This window comes from Micromonospora sp. NRRL B-16802 (genome assembly GCF_001279555.1).
GTDB classification, from domain to species: domain Bacteria; phylum Actinomycetota; class Actinomycetes; order Mycobacteriales; family Micromonosporaceae; genus Micromonospora; species Micromonospora profundi.
Genome location: NZ_LGEB01000054.1, coordinates 78881 through 96342, shown reverse-complemented (window position 1 = coordinate 96342; position 17462 = coordinate 78881). Strand labels below are relative to the sequence as shown.

Genomic DNA, 17462 nt, shown 5'->3' with positions numbered 1-17462 from the left:
GGGGGGGGGGGGGTTGTGGTGGAGAGTGGCGGGTTGCGGCGGGCCTACGACGGGGTGTTCGCCGAGATCGACGGGGCGACGTTTGGGCCCGCCCCGCAGGGGCGGCTCAGCGCCGAGCAGATCATGGCGCATCTGGTTGCCAACGACGAGCTGATGATCCAGGCCACCGAGGCTTTGCTGGCCGGATCGCCCTACGCGTACTACGACCTGGACGACATGCACCGTCCGCAGCTCGACGCGTTGGTCGCCGAGCAGGGCGGCATGCGTGGCCTGACCGCGCTGCTGCACGGCACCAGTGAACGGCTCTGTGCGCTTGTCGATCAGCTCGGCCTGAACGCGGAAACCCCGGTAGCGACCTGCCTGCGGGAAGGCCCCGACCTGGACATCGACGAGCCCCTGCCCTGGTCCCGCACCCTGAACCTGCACGCAAAGGTCCACCTACCAAAGCACCAGGCCCAACTACACGCGCTCCGCACCAACCCCTGACTCTCGTCGATCTTGCACTTCCTGCCCGGGCGAAGAGGGCGTAACGGGCAGATCCACGACCGAAAGTGCAAGATCGCGGGGGGAGTGGGGCGGGCGGAGGTGGAAGGTGCGGCGGTAGGTTGTCGGGCTTACTCCTATGCGCTGGTGGAGCTGCTGGCGTAGGGCGGCAGTGGTGTTGAACCCGCTGCGGTGGGCGATCTGGTCGACGGTGAGGTCGGTCGTCTCCAGCAGCAGCCGAGCGTGGTCGGTGCGCTGTTGCAGCAGCCACTGCGCCGGGCTCAGCCCGGTCTCCGACCGGAAGCGCCGGGTGAAGGTGCGCACGCTCATCCGTGCGTGCTCGGCGAGGTCACGCAGGGCGATCGGCTCGTGCAGCCGCTGCCGCACCCACTCGCGCGTATTCGCGGTGCTGGCGTCGGTCACCTTCGGCACCGGCTGCTCGATGTACTGCGCCTGACCGCCGTCGCGCCACGGCGGCATCACGCAGCGGCGGGCCACCCGGTTGGCGGCCTCGCTGCCGTGATCGAGGCGGATGACGTGCAGGCACAGGTCGATGCCGGCGGCCACTCCGGCCGAGGTGAGCACCCGGTCGTCGACGATGAACAGCACGGCCGGGTCGAGGTCCACCCGGCTGTGCAGGCGGCGGAACCGCTGCGCGTACGCCCAGTGGGTGGTGGCCCGGCGCCCGTCGAGCAGGCCGGCGGCAGCCAGCACGAACGCCCCGGTGCAGATCGACATCACCCGTGCGCCCCGGTCGTACGCCGAGCGCAGCGCCTCGGTCACCTCCGGCTGGATGCTGCCGTCGGTCAGCGCGGTGCCTGCGTGGATGCCCGGGACGATCACCGTGTCGGCGGTTTCGAGCAACTCCAGCCCGTGGTCCGGGAGCACCTGGAAGCCGGCGGTGCTGCGTACCGGCAGCCCGCCGGGAGTACACACCCGGACGTCGTAGCGGGACGTGTCGTCGGCTCCCCAGGCGGTGCTGAAGACCTGCGCCGGCGTACCCAGGTCGAGGCCGACCACCTGGTCGAGGGCGAGGACGGCGATCCGGTGCGGGCGTACGCTCATGGCCTGATTATTGCGCATGATGGCTTTCCGGCCACTCGTCGCTGATCGGCACCGCGCCCAGACTGGTGGCGTGAGAAAGAACCGCCGCCTGCATCCCGCCTGGCTGGTCGCGGCCGTCGCCTTCGTGGCGTTGGTCGGCGCGGCCGGGTTCCGGGCCACCCCGTCGGTGCTGCTGCACCCGCTGCACGCGGAGTTCGGCTGGCCGCTGGCGACCATCTCGGCTGCCGTCTCGGTAAACCTGCTGCTCTACGGGCTCACCGCGCCGTTCGCCGCCGCTCTGATGGACCGCTTCGGCATCCGCCGGGTGGTCTCGGTGGCGCTTCTGCTGGTCGCCGCCGGCAGCGGGCTCACCGTCTTCATGACGGCGAGTTGGCAGTTGCTGCTGTGCTGGGGCGTACTCGTCGGGTTGGGCACCGGGTCGATGGCGCTGGCCTTCGTGGCGACCGTCACGGGGCGCTGGTTCGTCCGCCGCCGGGGCCTCGTCACCGGTGTGCTGACCGCGGGCGGGGCGGCCGGGCAGCTGATCTTCCTGCCGCTGATCGCCGTGCTGGTACGCGACCACGGCTGGCGTACGGCAGCACTCGTCGTGGCCGGAGCCGCCCTCGCTGTCGTACCCCTGGTGGTGTGGTTGCTGCGCGAGCACCCGGCGGATCTCGACCTGCCCGCCTACGGCGCGACCGAGGTCGTGGCGGTGCCGCCGCCCAGCGGAGGCGCGGCGAGACGGGCGCTGGGTGCGCTGGCCGTCGCGGCGCGGACCCGGCCGTTCTGGCTGCTGGCCGGCGGCTTCGCGATCTGCGGCGCGACGACGAACGGCCTCGTCGGTACGCATTTCGTGCCGGCCGCGCACGACCACGGCATGGCCGAGACCACGGCGGCCGGGCTGCTCGCCCTGGTCGGGCTCTTCGACATCGTCGGGACGATCGCCTCCGGTTGGCTCACCGACCGGGTGGACAGCCGGCTGCTGCTCGGCGCCTACTACGCGCTGCGCGGTGCGTCGTTGCTGGTGCTGCCGAGCCTGTTCAGCGGCACCGCCCGGCCGAGCATGCTGGTGTTCATCATCTTCTACGGCCTGGACTGGGTGGCGACCGTGCCGCCGACTGTGGCGCTGTGCCGCGAATACTTCGGCGACGCCGGTGCTGTCGTGTTCGGTTGGGTGTTCGCCGCGCACCAGTTCGGGGCGGCGATCGCCGCGACCGGCGCGGGGCTGGTCCGCGACCGTCTCGGCGACTACGCGATGGCCTGGTACGTGGCGGGCGCGCTGTCGATAGGCGCTGCCGGGCTGTCGTTGCTGCTGCGCCGACGGCCCGGCCGGCCGGTGCCGGAGGCCGTGCTGGCCGCCGCGACCGCTCCGAAGGCGTGGAGCTTCCGGGGCTGAGGCGGACCGCTCAGCCGAGCGTCCACTGCTGGGCGGGTCGACCGTCGCAGGTCCGCTGCCGAACGTCGTCGCCGGCCTCGGCGCCGTCGTCCTCGGGCTGCGCGCACTTGCCGCTGTGCGCCGCCACCAGCAGCACCGGGCCGGTGCCTGTGGCGCTCAGCCGCCACTGCTGGTTGGGCCCGCTGTGGCAGGGGAACTGCATCATCCGTGCGCCGTCGTCCCCACTGCCGCCCTCGACGTCGAGGCACTGCCCGTAGGCGGCATTGGTGAGCGTCACGACATCCGCGGCGGCAGGGTTGACCACCCACTGCTGCTCCGGGCCGCCGCTGCACGCGGCCAGTTGCGCCTCGGCCTTCTCGCCGTCGCCGTCGACACCGAGGCACAACCCGGAGGCGGCCCGCAGCACAGTCGGCCCGGTGGGCGGGCCGGCCGGCGTGGTGGGCGACGGCTCGGCGGAGGGCGTCGGGCTCGGCTCGGCAGCCTCGGTGGTCGGCTCCGGCACGCTTGACGGCGCGCCGACAGTCGCCGGCACCACCGGCTCCTCGTCACCGTCGAACAGGCCGGTGGCGAAGAGCACCCCCACGAGTACGCCGACCAACCCGACCGCCACCGCCAGCCGCAGCAGCGGGTCGCTCAACAGGCCGGAGTGCGGCGCCCGGCGACCGCCGTAGACGGTGCCGGCGGGCTCGGGGCGTTCCTCGGGGGCGGACATGGAGCCATCCTCACCCACGGCGGCGCGCCGGAGCCAACCCAGCGGTCAGTCGACGACCCGGACGTCCTTCCAGAACGCCACCCGGTCGCGCACCATCTCGGCGTCCGGCTTCGGGTCCGGGTAGTACCAGACCGCGTCCTGGCTGGTGCTGCCCTCGTGCTCAAGGGTGTAGTACGAGGCGGTGCCCTTCCACGGGCAGACGGTGTGCGTCGGCGACTCGCGGATCAGGTCGTCGCGCAGGGCGGAGCGGGGGAAGTAGTGGTTGCCCTCCACCAGCACGGTGTCGTCGCTCTCGGCGACGACCAGGTCGTTCCACACGGCTTTCGGCATGCCCCCAACAGTAGGCCGCCGCATCGACGACGGCAGGGGTCAGCGGGTCGGCTGTGGGTCTGTGACGTCGGCCACTGTGGCGTCGAGCGTGGCGATCGCGGCATCGGCGTCGACCGCGACTGCGAGACCGCGTTCACCAGCGCCCAGCGTGATCTGCCGACCGCGCAGCCGTTCGTCGGCGATCACCGGCCACGCCGTGCTCGCGCCGAACGGGGTGATGGTGCCGCGCTCGTAGCCGGTCGCCGCCAGCGCGCCCGCCGCGTCCGGCATGGAGAGGCGGTGCACCCCCAGAAGAGCCCGCAGCTTGGGCCAGGAGATGACCCGGTCGCCGGGGGTGAGCACGAACAGGTGGTCGTCCACGCTCCGGCGCACCACGATCGTCTTCACCACGTCCGGGACGGCGACACCGCGGGCGGCGGCGGCCTCCGCCAGGCTGCCGACCGGACCGTGGCTGACCAACCGGTACGGGAGCCCGGCGGAATCCAGGGCGGCGATCGCGGGCGACGGCATGATCGCAACGGTAGCCGTCGGGCCTGTCAGCGGACGGGAAATGACCGCTGGCGACATCCCACGAATGTCGAGGGTGCGGGCGTAAGGTGATCACATGCGCGCGGAGCGTGTGGATCACCCCATTGACCATGATGAAGCGGTGGACGCGTTGCGGCGGTCGTACGCCGCAGTGCCCACTGGCGAGCCTGTCCGGCTGGCCAAACGCACCTCCAATCTGTTCCGCCCCCGGTCCGCTCCCCGGACCCCGGGCCTCGACGTGAGCGGTCTCAACCGGGTGCTCTCGGTCGACGCGACCGCTCGGACGGCCGACGTGCAGGGCATGTGCACGTACGAGGATCTGGTCGACGCGACGTTGCCGCACGGGCTGATGCCGCTCGTGGTGCCGCAGTTGCGCACCATCACCCTGGGCGGTGCGGTGACCGGGCTCGGCATCGAGTCGACGTCGTTCCGCAACGGCCTTCCGCACGAGTCGGTGCGGGAGTTGGACATCCTCACCGGCTCCGGCGAGATCGTCACGGCCCGGCCCGACGGGGAGCACGCCGACCTGTTCGCGGCGTTTCCCAACTCGCTGGGCAGCCTCGGGTACGCCACCCGGCTGCGCATCGAACTGCAACCCGTCGGCAGGTACGTGGCGCTGCGCAACGTCCGGTTCACCAGGCTGGAGGCGCTCACCGACGCGATAGCCGAGGTGACCGCCACCCGGTCCTGGGCCGGTGAGCCCGTCGACGCCATGGACGGGGTGATGTTCAGCCCCGGCGAGGCGTACCTGGTGCTCGGCACGTTCACCGACTCGGCCGGCCCGCCCAGCGACTACACCGGCCAGTCGATCTACTACCGGTCGCTGCGTCGGCGCACCCGGGACGTGCTGACCGCGTACGACTATCTCTGGCGCTGGGACACCGACTGGTTCTGGTGTTCGGCGGCGTTCGGCGCGCAGCACCCGGTGCTGCGCCGGCTCTGGCCGGCGCGTTACCGGCGCAGCGACGTCTACCACCGGCTGGTCCGGCTGGAGCACCGGCACCAGGTGGCGGCCCGTGTCGACAGGCTGCGCGGCCAGCCGGCCCGGGAACGGGTCGTGCAGGACGTGGAGATCCCGCTGGACCGCACCGCCGACTTCCTGCGCTGGTTCGCGGGCAGTGTGGGGATGACCCCGGTGTGGCTCTGCCCGCTGCGGTTGCGTGAGCCGGCGGGGCCGGGCTCGGCGAGGTCCTGGCCGCTGTATCCCCTCCGGCCGGGGCAGGACTACGTCAACATTGGGTTCTGGGGGAGCGTGCCGATCGCGCCGGGCGCCGCCGACGGCGACGTCAACCGCGCGATCGAACGCAGGGTGTCGGAGTTGGGTGGCCACAAGTCGCTCTACTCCGACGCGTACTACGACCGGGAAGCCTTCGATCGCCTCTACGGCGGCGACACGTGGCGCGCGGTGAAGGACCGCTACGACCCGGACCAGCGGCTGACGGGACTGTACGAGAAGGCGGTAGCACGAGCATGAGCCTGACCGACCGAGATCAGGGGGCGGCGAGCGTCCCCGCCACCCCGCCGGCGGGCGGCCGGCCCACGGGTCCGACCGTTGCGGACGTCATCCGCGCGGTCACCGCCGGGCCGCTGCCGGTGCGCATCACCGGGTACGACGGCAGCGCCGTCGGCCCGTCCGATGCCGGCATCACCCTGGCGATCCGTTCCGAGCGGGGGCTGTCGTACCTGCTCACGGCCCCCGGCGACCTGGGCATGGCCAGGGCCTACGTCAGCGGCGACCTGGCGTTGCAGGGAGTGCACCCGGGTGATCCGTACGAGGCGTTGCAGGTGCTCAAGGACGAGCTGCGGTTACGTCCGCCGTCGTTGACCGACGGGCTGGCGTTGGCGCGTGGGCTGGGCTGGGAGCGGCTGATGCCGCCGCCGGCCCCGCCGCAGGAGGCGCTTCCGCGCTGGAAGCGGGTGATGAACGGGCTTGTCCACTCGCGGGTCCGCGACAGCACTGCCATCTCACACCACTACGACGTCTCGAACGCCTTCTACGAGAAGGTTCTCGGCCCGTCGATGACGTACACGTGCGCGGTTTACCGGTCTCCGGACGACACCCTGGAGCAGGCCCAGGCGACGAAGTACGACCTGGTCGCCGGCAAGCTGGGGTTGAAGAAGGGGATGCGGCTGCTGGATGTGGGCTGCGGCTGGGGTGGCATGGTCCGGCACGCGGCGCGCGAGTACGGCGTGAAGGCGCTGGGGGTGACCCTGTCGAAGGCGCAGGCGCAGTGGGCGCAGGCCGCCATCGAGCGGGAGGGGCTGACCGGGCTGGCCGAGGTGCGGCACATGGACTACCGGGACGCGCCGGCGGAGCAGTTCGACGCGGTCTCCTCGATCGGGCTTACCGAGCACATCGGGGTGCGCAACTACCCGGCGTACTTCGGTGCGCTGCGTGACCGGCTGCGGCAGGGCGGGCGGCTGCTCAACCACTGCATCACCCGCGCTGACAATCGGGCGCCGCACCGCTCGGGCGCCTTCATCGACAGGTACGTCTTCCCGGACGGCGAGTTGGCCGGCCCGGGTCGGCTGATCAGTGAGGTGCACGACGCCGGGTTTGAGGTGCATCACGAGGAGAACCTGCGCCAGCACTACGCGCTGACGCTCGCCGCCTGGTGCCGCAATCTGGTGGAGCACTGGGACTTCTGCGTCTCTGAGGTGGGCGCGGGCACGGCACGGGTGTGGGGGCTCTACATGGCCGGGTCGCGGATGGCGTTCGAGCGCAACGGCATCCAGTTGCACCAGGTGCTTGCCACCCACAACGGTCCGGACGGTGTCAACGGCTATCCGCTGCGGCCCGACTGGCTGGCCTGACCGGGGCCTGACCAATCGCCTGAAGCCGCGCCGAGGAAGTCGGCGCGGCTTCTCGCGAAGCGATTGACAAACAGATTTTGTACGTACAAACTGATTTTGCCATGAGAGATGTCCTGTACCTGGAGAAGATCGAGCAGGCTGAGGTCCTGCTCAAGCCGCAGCGCGTCGAGGTGCTGCGGCAACTGGCCGAGCCGCGCACCTGCACCGAGGTCGCGGCCCGCCTCGACCAGACGCCACAGCGCGTCTACTACCACGTCAAGCAGCTCGTCGCGGCCGGCCTGGTCGAGCTGGTCAACGAGCGCAAGGTCCGCGGCATCACCGAGGGCATCTACCAGGCCGCCGCCCGCTCCTACTGGCTCTCACCCCGGCTCGTCGGTCGGATCGGGCTGCGCCGTGCACGCGACGAGCTGAGCCTGGGCTACCTGCTCGACCTGATGGAAGAGGTCCAGGCAGACATCGCCGGCCTCGACCGCGCCGCGCCCGAGCTGCCCTCGATCGGGGTAGCGGGCGAGATCCGGGTGCCCGCGGAGCTCCGCCCGCAGTTCCTGCACGACCTGCAAACCGCACTCCAAGACCTGTTCACCCGCTACGGCGGCAGCGAAGGGGATGCCTTCAAGCTCGCCGTGGCCTGCTATCCGAAAGGCAACGACGATGAGTGAACCGCTGAAGCTGCAGGCCCGCCTCTCCGCGTCCGTCGGGCGCGTCCGCCAGGCAGTGACCGACCCGGCCGAGCTGCGACTCTGGCTGGCCGAACACGCCGAGGTCGAGCTGCCCCGGCGGTACGAATTCTGGGGCCGCTACACACCCGAAGGTGACGCCCCGCATCAACGCCTCCTGCACGCGGACGACGACACGTTGCGCTTCGGCTGGCTGCTCGACGGCGTGGAGACCACCACCGAGTTCCAGTTGACCGCCGAGGGGCCCGACAGCACAGTGCTGACGGTGACGCAGAGCCACTTCGACTTTGCCGAGGCGATGAGCGGCTCCAGCATCCGCGGCGTCCTCCAGACGTACTGGTCGCTGGCCATCGCCAACCTGGCCTCCCACCTGGAGGGTCGGCCGCTGCTGCCGCGCACCGACTTCACCTCCGCCGACCTGCGGGGCGAGCTGGTCATCGCCGCACCCGCCGACAAGGTGTGGGAGTCGCTCACCGAATCCGAGCAGGCCAGCTCCTGGTTCGGCTACCCGATCGGGATCGAGCCGTGGGTCGGCGGCCGGTACGCGATGGGCGGCTTCGAGAACGGGTACGCGGCCAAGATCGTGGACCTGGAGCCGGGTCGCAGGATGTCAGTCGACTGGGGACCGACCGGCGTCACCAGTTGGGAGCTCGCCGAATCCGGCGGCCGCACCACGCTTACCTTCGTGCAGAGCGGCTTCGACGAGGGCAACCCCCCTTACGCGGCCTGGAGTGGGTCGGTGGCCGGGCTGGCCGAGCTGCGCCGCTTCCACGAGGAGACGGCCTGGCAGCCGATCTGGCTCGACACGGAGGTGCCCGGCCTGGAGCCCGCCAACTGAGGGTTCGCCGTGATCGTGCTCGATCCGGGATGTGGGTGGCCTCGTTCGTCCCGAGGGCGCCACATCCTGGATCGAGCACGATCTTGTGCTGCCCCGGACCATGCTCTGCGATCGCCTTGCTCGATCCGGTGACTTTTCGCTGTGGAGTGGGTACTGGCGGGCAATGTTCTTCATCTTCGGTCTGCGGACCAAGGTCGACCGGTCCGGTGTCGTGCAGCAGGTCTGCCGTCACTGCGGCAACCAGGCCGCGCAGGTGATCACCCGCCGGTCGACCAAGTTCTCCCTCTTCTTCATTCCGCTCATCCCGATCCGTACCCGCTACGCGCAGCAGTGCACGTTCTGCGGGGCGCAGTACGAGATCTCCAAGTCCGACGCCGAGCGTCTCCCGGTTGGCTGACCCGTCGATGGAACGCTTCCTCTGCTGGCTGATCCGCCGGCCACCGTCCCCGGCCGGCTCCGAGGTGCACAGCGCCTCGCGCCCGCCCTGCACCCCCGGTCGGCGCAAGCGCCGCCGCGCCCGCCGTCCCCTGGCCGGCACCTCACTGCCCCGCTCACCCTGGAACCGCTCCGCCGGCCGCTGACCGCTGCATGACCTGCGTCGCCGGGGCGTCGCCTCGACCGACGGCGAGACTTTCGGGCCTGGCGGCGTACTCGGGCGGTGGTTAGGCTTTCGGGGTTTGCCGTGGACCGGTCCTCCCGAGGGTGCACGCACGACGACGAGCCGGAGCGACCGTGTCCCGACAGGACGTGCAGCAGGCTGCGAGGGCGTCCAGCCCTGCCGGTGCGTACGTCGCGGCTGCTGTCATTGTTGTGGAGGCGTGCTGGCTGATCGCCGCACTGCCCGGCGCCGCGCTGGTCAGCGACATCGGCGGGATGCTGGTGGCCGCCTGGGCGACGGCCGCGTGCGTCGGAGTGGCCCGTCGTCACCCGGCGCCGCTGCGCCGCTTCTGGATGTTGCTGGCGGCCACCATGGCGCTCGCCGCGTTGGGGCGGGCGCTCTGGACGGCGCAGCGGCTCGTCGGCGACGACCTGCCGCACACGCCACTTGTGGGTGCGATCTTCACCGCCGGCATCTTCACCGGTACGGCAGCGCTGCTCAACTCGCCCTCCGGGCCACGGACGGCGGTGGGTCGAGCACGGACGCTGCTGGACGGGGTCATCGTCGCGTTGGCCCTGGTGCCGATCAGTTGGGTGCTGGTCTTCCGGGGCGTCGCCGCCGCCGAGCTGGCCGATCCGGCGCGCACGCTGGGGTTGCTCTACCCGATCTTCGACCTGATGCAGCTGACCATCCTGGTCGCTGTCGCCGGGCCGGTCCGACCGCTGTGGCGGCCGATGGGAGTGCTCGCGGCGAGCCTCACCATCCGGGTGGTCGCCGACGCCGTTTACGTGTCGCTTGTCGCGCGCGGTGACTACGTCGCCGGTCACCCCATCGACCTGTGCTGGCCGTTGAGCTACCTGTTGATCGGCCTGGCCACCAGGAACCCGCCGCCGCTGGACTGCGACGGCACCGACGAGACCGCCGAGTCGCCGCTGCCACCGTGGTGGCGCGTGGCGTTGCCGTACCTGCCGGTCGGTGGGGCGATCGTCGCGGTGATCCTCGCGCGCAGGCCCAGCGGGCAGATCCCACAGCTGATCTTCCTGACGATGATGGCGCTGCTCGCCGCCCTCGCGGTGCGACAGGGGTTGGCCGCCAACGAGAACCTGCGGCTGGTGGTCCGGCTGCGCCGGCTGGCGTACGCCGACCAGCTCACCAGCCTGCCCAACAGGCTGCTGTTCAACCGGCGGCTGCGCCTGGCGCTGCGCGACGGTCGACCGGTGGCCGTGCTGCTGCTCGACCTGGACGGGTTCAAGCAGGTGAACGACAGATTCGGGCACGCCACCGGCGACACCCTGCTGACCGGCCTGGCGGTGCGGATGCGGGCGGCGGTCGGCGATGACGGGACCATCGCCCGGGTCGGCGGCGACGAGTTCGGCGTGCTTGTCAACGGTGACCGCCCGGTGTCCCCGGAGCGCCTCGCCGAACGGCTGCTGGACGCTCTGCGGCCCTCCGACGGCGAGGAGGACGTCGGGGTGCACCCGTCGGCGAGCATCGGCATCGCCGAGTACGGGCCGCAGCACACCTCCCACACCGACCTGCTGCGCGACGCCGACATCGCCATGTACGCGGCCAAGGCGGCGGGCAAGTCCGCGTACCGGACGTGCACTCCGGCGCTGCGCGAGTCGGCCGTCTCGCGGGCCGAGTTGATCGCCGACCTGCGCCGGGCGGTGGGCGAGGGGCAGCTGCACCTGGAGTTCCAGCCCATCGTCGACCTGGCCACCGGCGCGGTTCGCAGCGCGGAGGCGCTGGTGCGCTGGCGGCACCCCCGGCTGGGGGTGCTGTCGCCGGCGAGGTTCCTGCCGCTGGCCGAGGAGACCGGGCTGATCGTGCCGATCGACCGTTGGGTGATCCACGAGGCGTGCCGGGCCGCGGCGACCTGGCGTGACCGGGCACCGGAGGCGACGGTCGCGGTGAACATCTCCGCCGCGCACCTGCACCGGCCGGATCTGATCGCCACTGTCACGGCGGCCACCAGCGCCGCAGGGCTCGCGCCACGGGCGTTGACCCTGGAGCTGACCGAGTCGGCGTTGATCGACGGCACCGACGCGGTGCTGGAGCGGCTGAGTCAGCTCCGGGACCTGGGCATCCGGATCGCCATCGACGATTTCGGCACCGGCTACTCGTCGTTGAGCTATCTGCACCGCATCCCGGCGACCGAGCTGAAGATCGACCGGTCGTTCGTGGCCCGGCTCGGGTCGGACGACCGGGCGCACGCAACGGTGGAGATGGTCACCCGGCTGGCGGGCGCGTTCGACCTGGCGGTGGTCGCCGAGGGGGTGGAGACCGAACGCCAGCACGAGGCGGTCACCGCGATCGGTTGCCCACGGGGGCAGGGCTATCTGTACGGGAGGCCGGACGCCGCCGCCACGGTGGGTCAGAATCGGGCTTGACCCTCACGTAGCGACAGGCGGGAGCCTGGTTTCCGGAAGGGAGGGAAACCATGGCGTACACGGTGGGGCAGGTGGCGCGGGTCGCTGGCGTGACCGTCCGGACGTTGCACCACTACGACGAGATCGGGCTGCTCTCGCCGAGCGGCCGGACGGCGGCTGGCTACCGCCGCTACGACGACGCGGACCTGCAACGGTTGCAGCTCGTCCTGTACTACCGCGAGCTGGGTTTCCCGCTTGAGCAGATCGCGGAGATCATCGACGAACCGGCGGCCGACCCGGCCGCGCACCTGCGGCGGCAGCACGAGCTGCTGACGGTACGGATCAAACGGTTGCAGGAGATGGTCGCGGCGATCGAGTTCGCGATGGAGGCGAGCAAGTTGAACATCCACCTGACTCCCGAGGAGCGCTTCGAGGTCTTCGGGGACTTCAAGCCGGAGGAGCACGAGGCCGAGGCCGAGCGGCGTTGGGGTGGCACCGACGCGTACCGGGAGTCGAACCGGCGGGTGGCGGGCCACAGCAAGGAGGACTGGCTGCGGATCAAGGCGGAGAGCGAGGAGTGGGGTCGGCGGATCGTCGCCGTGCTCGCCTCGGGCGCGCCAGCGGACAGCCCGGAGGCGATGGAGTTGGCCGAGGAGCACCGGCAGGTCATCAGCCGCTGGTTCTACGAGTGCTCGTACGAGGTCCACACGGGGCTGGCCGACATGTACCTTGCCGACGAGCGGTTCACCGCGCACTACGAGAACATCGCTCCCGGCCTGGCGGAGTACCTCAACGAGGCGATCCACGCCAACGCGATCAGCCGCGCGTGAGCCGGTGCGGTCCGGCTAGTCTGGCCGGACCGCACCGCGGTGAGCGTCGATCGGCGACCGGCCGGGCGGGCGCCCCGCTCGGGGGAGATGACAGTGAAGAAGCCCAAGCTGGTCGCCGCCGGCGTCGTCCTCGCCGTGGCGGTGGCCGCCGGGGTGTGGGCCCTGGTCGCCGCCGGTGACGAGCCGGACGCCGGCCGTCCGTCGGCCGGCACGTCGGCCGCTGCGACCAGCCCTTCGACAGGCGCGTCACCCGCGCCGGCCCCGACCGATCCGGTCGGTGTGCTGGCCGCCGCCGCCGCGAAGGTGGACGAGCAGCCGTACAAGCTGACGCTGGGCACCGGCGGGGCGGGCGACGGGGACGCCACGGTGCTCGTCTGGGATCCGAAGGCGCGTCGCGGCCTGGAAACCACGTCGCTGAAGGTGCCCAACGGCGAGGTCAAGATCGAACGGTTGACCACCGGCCCGGACGTCTACGTGCGGGTCAGCGCACCGGACCGGCGGATCCCGGTATGGGACGGCAAGACGTGGTGGCACGTCGGGGCGCCCGGCTCGCCGGCCGCCAACAAGGGCCTGGACAACACCCGGCTGGCCAGCACGCTTACCGCGCCGGCCAAGGCCCGTCAGACCGGCGTCCGGGAGTACGCGGGCACGCTGGACCTGCGCGACAGCGCCGCCGTGCTGGGCAGCGCGGTCGGCGGGGTACTCGGCGATCGGGCCGCCGCTGTGCCGTTCACCGCCACGGTGGACGACCAGGGCCGGCTGGTCCGCTACCGGATCGAGCTGGCCACCGAGCAGTCGAAGACCGCACAGCTCGACCTGACGTACTCGGATTTCGGGCTTCCGGTGGTGGCCGACCCGCCGGCGGCGGACCTGGTGGGGGAGAACCCGCCGGCGAACATCCCCGGCGTGTGAGGTCACCCGCCGGGGCGGCCGGGTCCTCGATAGCGTGATGACTCAGAGGTATCAAAATGACTCACAGGCATCACGCCCAGCAGCACTGCCGGCCCCGGAAGGACCCCAATGCTGATCATCGCAGGAAGCTTGCAGGTGGAGCCGGACGCGCGCGACTCCTATCTGGCCGGTTGTGCCCAGGTCATCGCCCAAGCCCGCGCCACCCCGGGTTGCCTCGACTTCCTGCTCGCGGCCGATCCGCTGGAGCCGGGGCGGATCCATGTCTACGAGCGCTGGGAATCCCCGGAGCAGCTGGAGGCGTTCCGCGACTCCGGGCCGAGCGAGGAGCAGACCGTTGCCATCCTCGACGCCGCCGTGAACCGATACCTGATCTCCGGCGTCGAGGCGCCCTGACCCGGGCGCTCACGACAGCACGGCCGCGCACACGTCACCGTCACGACAGCGCAGCCGCCCACCCGTCACCGTCGCCGGTCGCCTCGACGGCTACATCGGCGGCCCTGCGGGAGTGACGGGCTGGGCGGGTAGGCCGGGCGCCAGCCGGCGCATCGAGGTGAAGGCGGGCACGAGCGCGTCGTACAGCTCGGCGAAGAGCGGCAGCAGCGCCGCGTAGGTGGCGGCGGCGGCCGGGTCGGGGCGGATGGTCTCGTCGATCCGCACCAGGTCGGCGGCCACGTCGATGCTGGGGATCAGCCCCAGCGCCTGCATCCCGAGCAGCGCCGCGCCGAAGCTCGACCCCTCGTGGGCGGCCGGGAAGCGCACCGGTACGCCGAGCACGTCGGCGAGCATCTGCCGCCACAGTCCGCTGTGGGCGAAGCCGCCGCCGGCTCGGATCTCGCCCACCTCGTTGCCCGCGGCGCGCACCGAGCTGAGCACCAGCGCGAGCTGCTGGCAGACGCCCTCCATGGCGGCCCGTACGAGGTGTTCGCGTCGGTGCCCGTGAGTCAGCCCCACGTACGCGCCGCGGGGCAGCGCACTCCAGTGTGGAGCGCGCTCGCTGTGCAGGTACGGCAGCATGATGAGCCCACCGGAGCCGACCGGCGCTCGGGCGGCGATGGCGACGAGTTCAGCCTCTGAGTGCTCACCCAGCTCGGGTGCGAGCGCCGCGCCTGCCCACTTGAGCACGATGCCGCCGTTGTTGATCGCGCCGCCGACCGTCCAGCGAGTCTCGGTGAGCGCGTAGCAGAACACTCCGCCCAACGGGTCGACGCCAGGGCGTTCGACCATGACCCGAATCGCGCCGCTGGTGCCGATCGAGCAGGCCACCATGCCGGGGTGCACCGCGCCCAGGCCGAGGTTCGCCAGCGGCCCGTCACCGGCGCCGACCACCACCGGCGTGCGCTGCGGCAGACCGACCGCGGCGGCGGCCCACGGGGTGAGCCCGGGTAGGACGGCGGTGGTGGCGACCAGTTGCGGCAGTTGCTCCTCGGTGATGCCGGCGATGGTCAGCGCCTCGATGTCCCACTCCAGGTGGTGGATGTCCAGCAGCCCGGTGGCCGAGGCGATGGAGTGGTCGATCACGAGCGTGTCGCAGAGCCGCCCCAGCACCCATTCCTTGATGCCGCCCCAGTGGGCGACCCGTTCGAAGAGCATCGGCTCCTGCTCGGCGTACCAGAGGAGTTTGGGCAGTGGCGACATCGGATGCATCGGTGTGCCGGTGCGGCGGTGCAGCGCCAGCCCGGACGGCACCGCCCGCAACCGTTCGGCCTGCCGTGTGGCGCGCGAGTCGGCCCAGGTCACCGACGGGGTGAGGGCGTTGCCGTCCGGGTCGAGCCCGATAAGGCTGTGCATTGCGGAGCAGAAGGCCAGCCCGGCCACCGGCGTGGACAGTTCGGCCACCACCGAGCGGATCGAGCCGACGACCGCGGCGAGGATGACGTCCGGGTCCTGTTCGGCGTACCCGGGCTGCGGGTCGTTGAGGGGATAGCCGGCCGCGTGGCTGGCGAGCTGCCGCCCGTCGGTGCCGTACGCGACGGCCTTGGTGCTGGTGGTGCCGATGTCGACCCCGATCACCACCCCGGGCGCTGTGCCTGGCGGCATGACCTCACCTCCTCCCGTAGCAATATCGCCCTATCGTGTGATTTGGTCCGCCGATCGGATATTTCGTCCAGTCTGGCGTGTCCGGCCGGCGTGTCGGGGCTGTTAAGCCAGTGACACCCCAGATTGGTGGTCTGCGCGGCGAAGGAGTCGGCGTGGCAAAGACTGATTCGACGGGTTCCACTTGGCGGTACCGGTGGGCGCACCGGCAGAACGTGCGGCGGGTCAGCACGTTCCGTGGCGCCGAGGCGGCGTGGCGGCGCCGCGACGACGAGTTACGGCGGCTCCGCGCACTGGCCGCCGACTTCCACGGCTCCGCCGCAGCCGGTGCCGGCCTGCCACTGGAGTTGGGCGACGGCGAGGTGGTGCTGTGGGCCCTCCCTGCCGCGCAACTGGTCGAGGTGCGCCACACGACGGTGCTGCCCGCGCCGGATCTCGCGGTCGCCCCGGCGGCCGGGCCGCTGCGCCCACGCCGCCCGGACGGTGTTCGCGTCATCGACGCCGGCATGGCTGTCATCACGAGTCGCCGGCTGGTGCTGTTGGGCGGGCGGGGCCGGCGCGACTGGGCGTACGGCCGGATGACCGGCCTGGCCCACGACCCGGCGGCGCCGGTCACGCTGATCCAGGTGTTGGACCGGCCGCGGACCTCCGGGTTGATGCTGCCCGCCGACGCGGCGGCGGACTTCCGGTTCAAGCTCACGCTGGCGTTCGCCGACGCGATCGAGCAACGTCCGGCGGTGCTCGCCCAGCTCGACGAGCTGATCGCCGAGCACGACCAGCTCAAACCGTTCCGGCCGGCAGTGGCCACGCCCGCGCAGGCGCGGCTCCTGTCGTTCGTGCCCGGTGGTCGGCGCACTGTCGCTGTGGCGGCCGGCATCGCGTTGCTGGTGCCGGCGGCGCTCATCGACTCGAACCCGTCGGATCCCGTCGGCGGCGCGGAGGTCGCGGTCGCGGCCACCCCGGCGCCTAGTTCCAGTGCCGTGCCCGCGCTGGTCCGCCCGGTACCTGCGCCGCCCGCGAAGGCCAGCACGCCCAAGCCCACGAAGTCGACGAAGTCTCCGCGCCCGTCGTCCAGCCCGTCACGCGACCCGCGCTGCGGCGCCCCGGAAAACCCGCTGGGGTACGACTTCTGCGGCGGCACCCGGATCCGCCGGCCGGCTGCCGAGGTGTGTGACTGGTTCGAGTGCGTGCCGCAGTTCTGGGCCGGTCGGGGCTATCTGGTGCAGTGCCGGGACGGCTCGGTCAGCCTGGCCGGTGGGCGGCCGGGCGCGTGCGCCGAGCACCAGGGTGTACGTCGAACGATCACGAAGTGACCGATTTGGGGCTTGAAGTCTGCTTCGGTCGGCCACAATGATCGAGTGGAGATCCGGTCCGACGATGGCGCCCGGGTGCGGATCCGCCCGGTCGGCTACCAGCCCGGCATCGACCCGCCCGACGACCCCGATCGGGTGTCCCCAGGTTGGCAGGACTGGCTGCTCGTCGAGGTGGACGCCCGCACCGCCGACGGTCAGACCTGGTCTCACCACTACCCGAGCCTCATGGTCGAGGAGGCCCGCGCGCTCGGCAGTTGGCTGTACGGCCAGGCGCGAGCCGCCGCCGAACCGGCCCCGCCACCGGCGGCGGTCCGCTTCACCGAGCCCAACCTGGCGCTGCGGTCGCGGGTGATCCGTCGCCGCCGGTTGGAGCTGATCGTGGAGTTCTCCGCCGAGTCGCTGCCCCCGTGGATGCGCCGCCCGACCACAGCCATCTACCCGTTGATCCTCACGGTCTCCGCGGACGCCCTCACGGTCGCCGCCGCGCAGTGGGACGGGCACTGCGAGGCGTACCCGCCGCGTGCCCCGTCGCGGTTTCCGGCTCGGGGCCCGCTGACCCGTCCGCGTCACGTCGATTGAACGAG

Annotated in this window: 19 protein-coding genes; 14 read left to right on the top strand and 5 right to left on the bottom strand. The window is 71.6% G+C overall.

Annotated elements, in window-relative coordinates:
• Positions 1-18: 18 nt before the first annotated feature.
• Positions 19-486, top strand: a complete 468-nt coding sequence (locus tag ADK66_RS13400) for a hypothetical protein (protein WP_053655259.1) — start codon at positions 19-21, stop codon at positions 484-486.
• On the opposite strand, the gene ADK66_RS13395 is transcribed toward ADK66_RS13400, so the two are convergent.
• Positions 460-1566: a GlxA family transcriptional regulator gene (locus tag ADK66_RS13395; protein WP_053655231.1), complete on the bottom strand. Its 1107-nt coding sequence runs from the start codon at positions 1564-1566 to the stop codon at positions 460-462. The genes ADK66_RS13400 and ADK66_RS13395 overlap by 27 nt on opposite strands.
• Before the next feature lies 1 nt (position 1567).
• Between ADK66_RS13395 and ADK66_RS13390 the strand changes: the two genes are divergently transcribed.
• Positions 1568-2923, top strand: a complete 1356-nt coding sequence (locus tag ADK66_RS13390) for an MFS transporter (protein ID WP_231640026.1) — start codon at positions 1568-1570, stop codon at positions 2921-2923.
• Between the two features lie 10 nt (positions 2924-2933).
• Here ADK66_RS13390 and ADK66_RS13385 read toward each other — a convergent pair whose 3' ends face one another.
• Genes ADK66_RS13385 through ADK66_RS13375 form a run of 3 tightly spaced genes read right to left on the bottom strand, consistent with a single transcriptional unit; the run spans position 2934 to position 4475 of the window.
• Positions 2934-3635, bottom strand: coding sequence for an RICIN domain-containing protein (locus ADK66_RS13385; RefSeq protein WP_053655255.1), 702 nt, complete (start codon positions 3633-3635; stop codon positions 2934-2936).
• Positions 3636-3680: 45 nt separating this feature from the next.
• The gene (locus ADK66_RS13380) at positions 3681-3965 is read right to left on the bottom strand and encodes a DUF427 domain-containing protein (RefSeq protein ID WP_053655229.1); all 285 of its coding nucleotides are present in this window, start codon (positions 3963-3965) and stop codon (positions 3681-3683) included.
• Positions 3966-4004: 39 nt separating this feature from the next.
• Positions 4005-4475: an aminoacyl-tRNA deacylase gene (locus ADK66_RS13375; protein ID WP_197281515.1), complete on the bottom strand. Its 471-nt coding sequence runs from the start codon at positions 4473-4475 to the stop codon at positions 4005-4007.
• A gap of 94 nt (positions 4476-4569) precedes the next feature.
• Between ADK66_RS13375 and ADK66_RS13370 the strand changes: the two genes are divergently transcribed.
• The 10 genes from ADK66_RS13370 to ADK66_RS13330 all read left to right on the top strand — a co-directional run bounded on the left by ADK66_RS13370 (position 4570) and on the right by ADK66_RS13330 (position 13924).
• Positions 4570-5967, top strand: coding sequence for an FAD-binding oxidoreductase (locus ADK66_RS13370; protein ID WP_053655225.1), 1398 nt, complete (start codon positions 4570-4572; stop codon positions 5965-5967).
• Positions 5964-7307: a class I SAM-dependent methyltransferase gene (locus ADK66_RS13365; RefSeq protein WP_053655223.1), complete on the top strand. Its 1344-nt coding sequence runs from the start codon at positions 5964-5966 to the stop codon at positions 7305-7307. The genes ADK66_RS13370 and ADK66_RS13365 overlap by 4 nt, the downstream gene beginning before the upstream one ends.
• Positions 7308-7408: 101 nt before the next feature.
• Positions 7409-7966, top strand: coding sequence for a helix-turn-helix domain-containing protein (locus ADK66_RS13360; RefSeq protein ID WP_053655221.1), 558 nt, complete (start codon positions 7409-7411; stop codon positions 7964-7966).
• Positions 7959-8822: an SRPBCC family protein gene (locus ADK66_RS13355; protein WP_053655219.1), complete on the top strand. Its 864-nt coding sequence runs from the start codon at positions 7959-7961 to the stop codon at positions 8820-8822. The genes ADK66_RS13360 and ADK66_RS13355 overlap by 8 nt, the downstream gene beginning before the upstream one ends.
• Before the next feature lie 163 nt (positions 8823-8985).
• Positions 8986-9219, top strand: a complete 234-nt coding sequence (locus tag ADK66_RS13350) for a zinc-ribbon domain-containing protein (RefSeq protein WP_053655217.1) — start codon at positions 8986-8988, stop codon at positions 9217-9219.
• On the top strand, positions 9212-9403 hold the full coding sequence (locus tag ADK66_RS31405; RefSeq protein WP_157552446.1) for a hypothetical protein: 192 nt from the start codon (positions 9212-9214) through the stop codon (positions 9401-9403). Before ADK66_RS13350 ends, ADK66_RS31405 begins: the two co-directional genes overlap by 8 nt.
• Positions 9404-9554: 151 nt before the next feature.
• Positions 9555-11810 (top strand): bifunctional diguanylate cyclase/phosphodiesterase, encoded by a 2256-nt coding sequence (locus ADK66_RS13345; protein ID WP_197281514.1) that lies wholly within the window; start codon positions 9555-9557, stop codon positions 11808-11810.
• Positions 11811-11860: 50 nt separating this feature from the next.
• Entirely contained in the window at positions 11861-12619 is a 759-nt protein-coding gene (locus ADK66_RS13340) for a MerR family transcriptional regulator (RefSeq protein WP_053655215.1), read from the top strand.
• Between the two features lie 93 nt (positions 12620-12712).
• Positions 12713-13531 carry a hypothetical protein gene (locus tag ADK66_RS13335; RefSeq protein WP_053655213.1) on the top strand — a complete coding sequence of 273 codons (819 nt, stop codon included), beginning with the start codon at positions 12713-12715 and terminating at the stop codon, positions 13529-13531.
• Positions 13532-13639: 108 nt separating this feature from the next.
• Complete coding sequence (locus tag ADK66_RS13330) at positions 13640-13924, top strand: putative quinol monooxygenase (protein ID WP_053655211.1); 285 nt, start codon at positions 13640-13642, stop codon at positions 13922-13924.
• 90 nt (positions 13925-14014) lie between these two features.
• On the opposite strand, the gene ADK66_RS13325 is transcribed toward ADK66_RS13330, so the two are convergent.
• Positions 14015-15568, bottom strand: coding sequence for a gluconokinase (locus ADK66_RS13325; RefSeq protein WP_053655209.1), 1554 nt, complete (start codon positions 15566-15568; stop codon positions 14015-14017).
• Positions 15569-15720: 152 nt separating this feature from the next.
• Between ADK66_RS13325 and ADK66_RS13320 the strand changes: the two genes are divergently transcribed.
• The gene (locus tag ADK66_RS13320; RefSeq protein WP_053655207.1) at positions 15721-16878 is read left to right on the top strand and encodes a hypothetical protein; all 1158 of its coding nucleotides are present in this window, start codon (positions 15721-15723) and stop codon (positions 16876-16878) included.
• Between the two features lie 45 nt (positions 16879-16923).
• Entirely contained in the window at positions 16924-17457 is a 534-nt protein-coding gene (locus ADK66_RS13315) for a hypothetical protein (protein ID WP_053655205.1), read from the top strand.
• Positions 17458-17462: the final 5 nt, after the last annotated feature.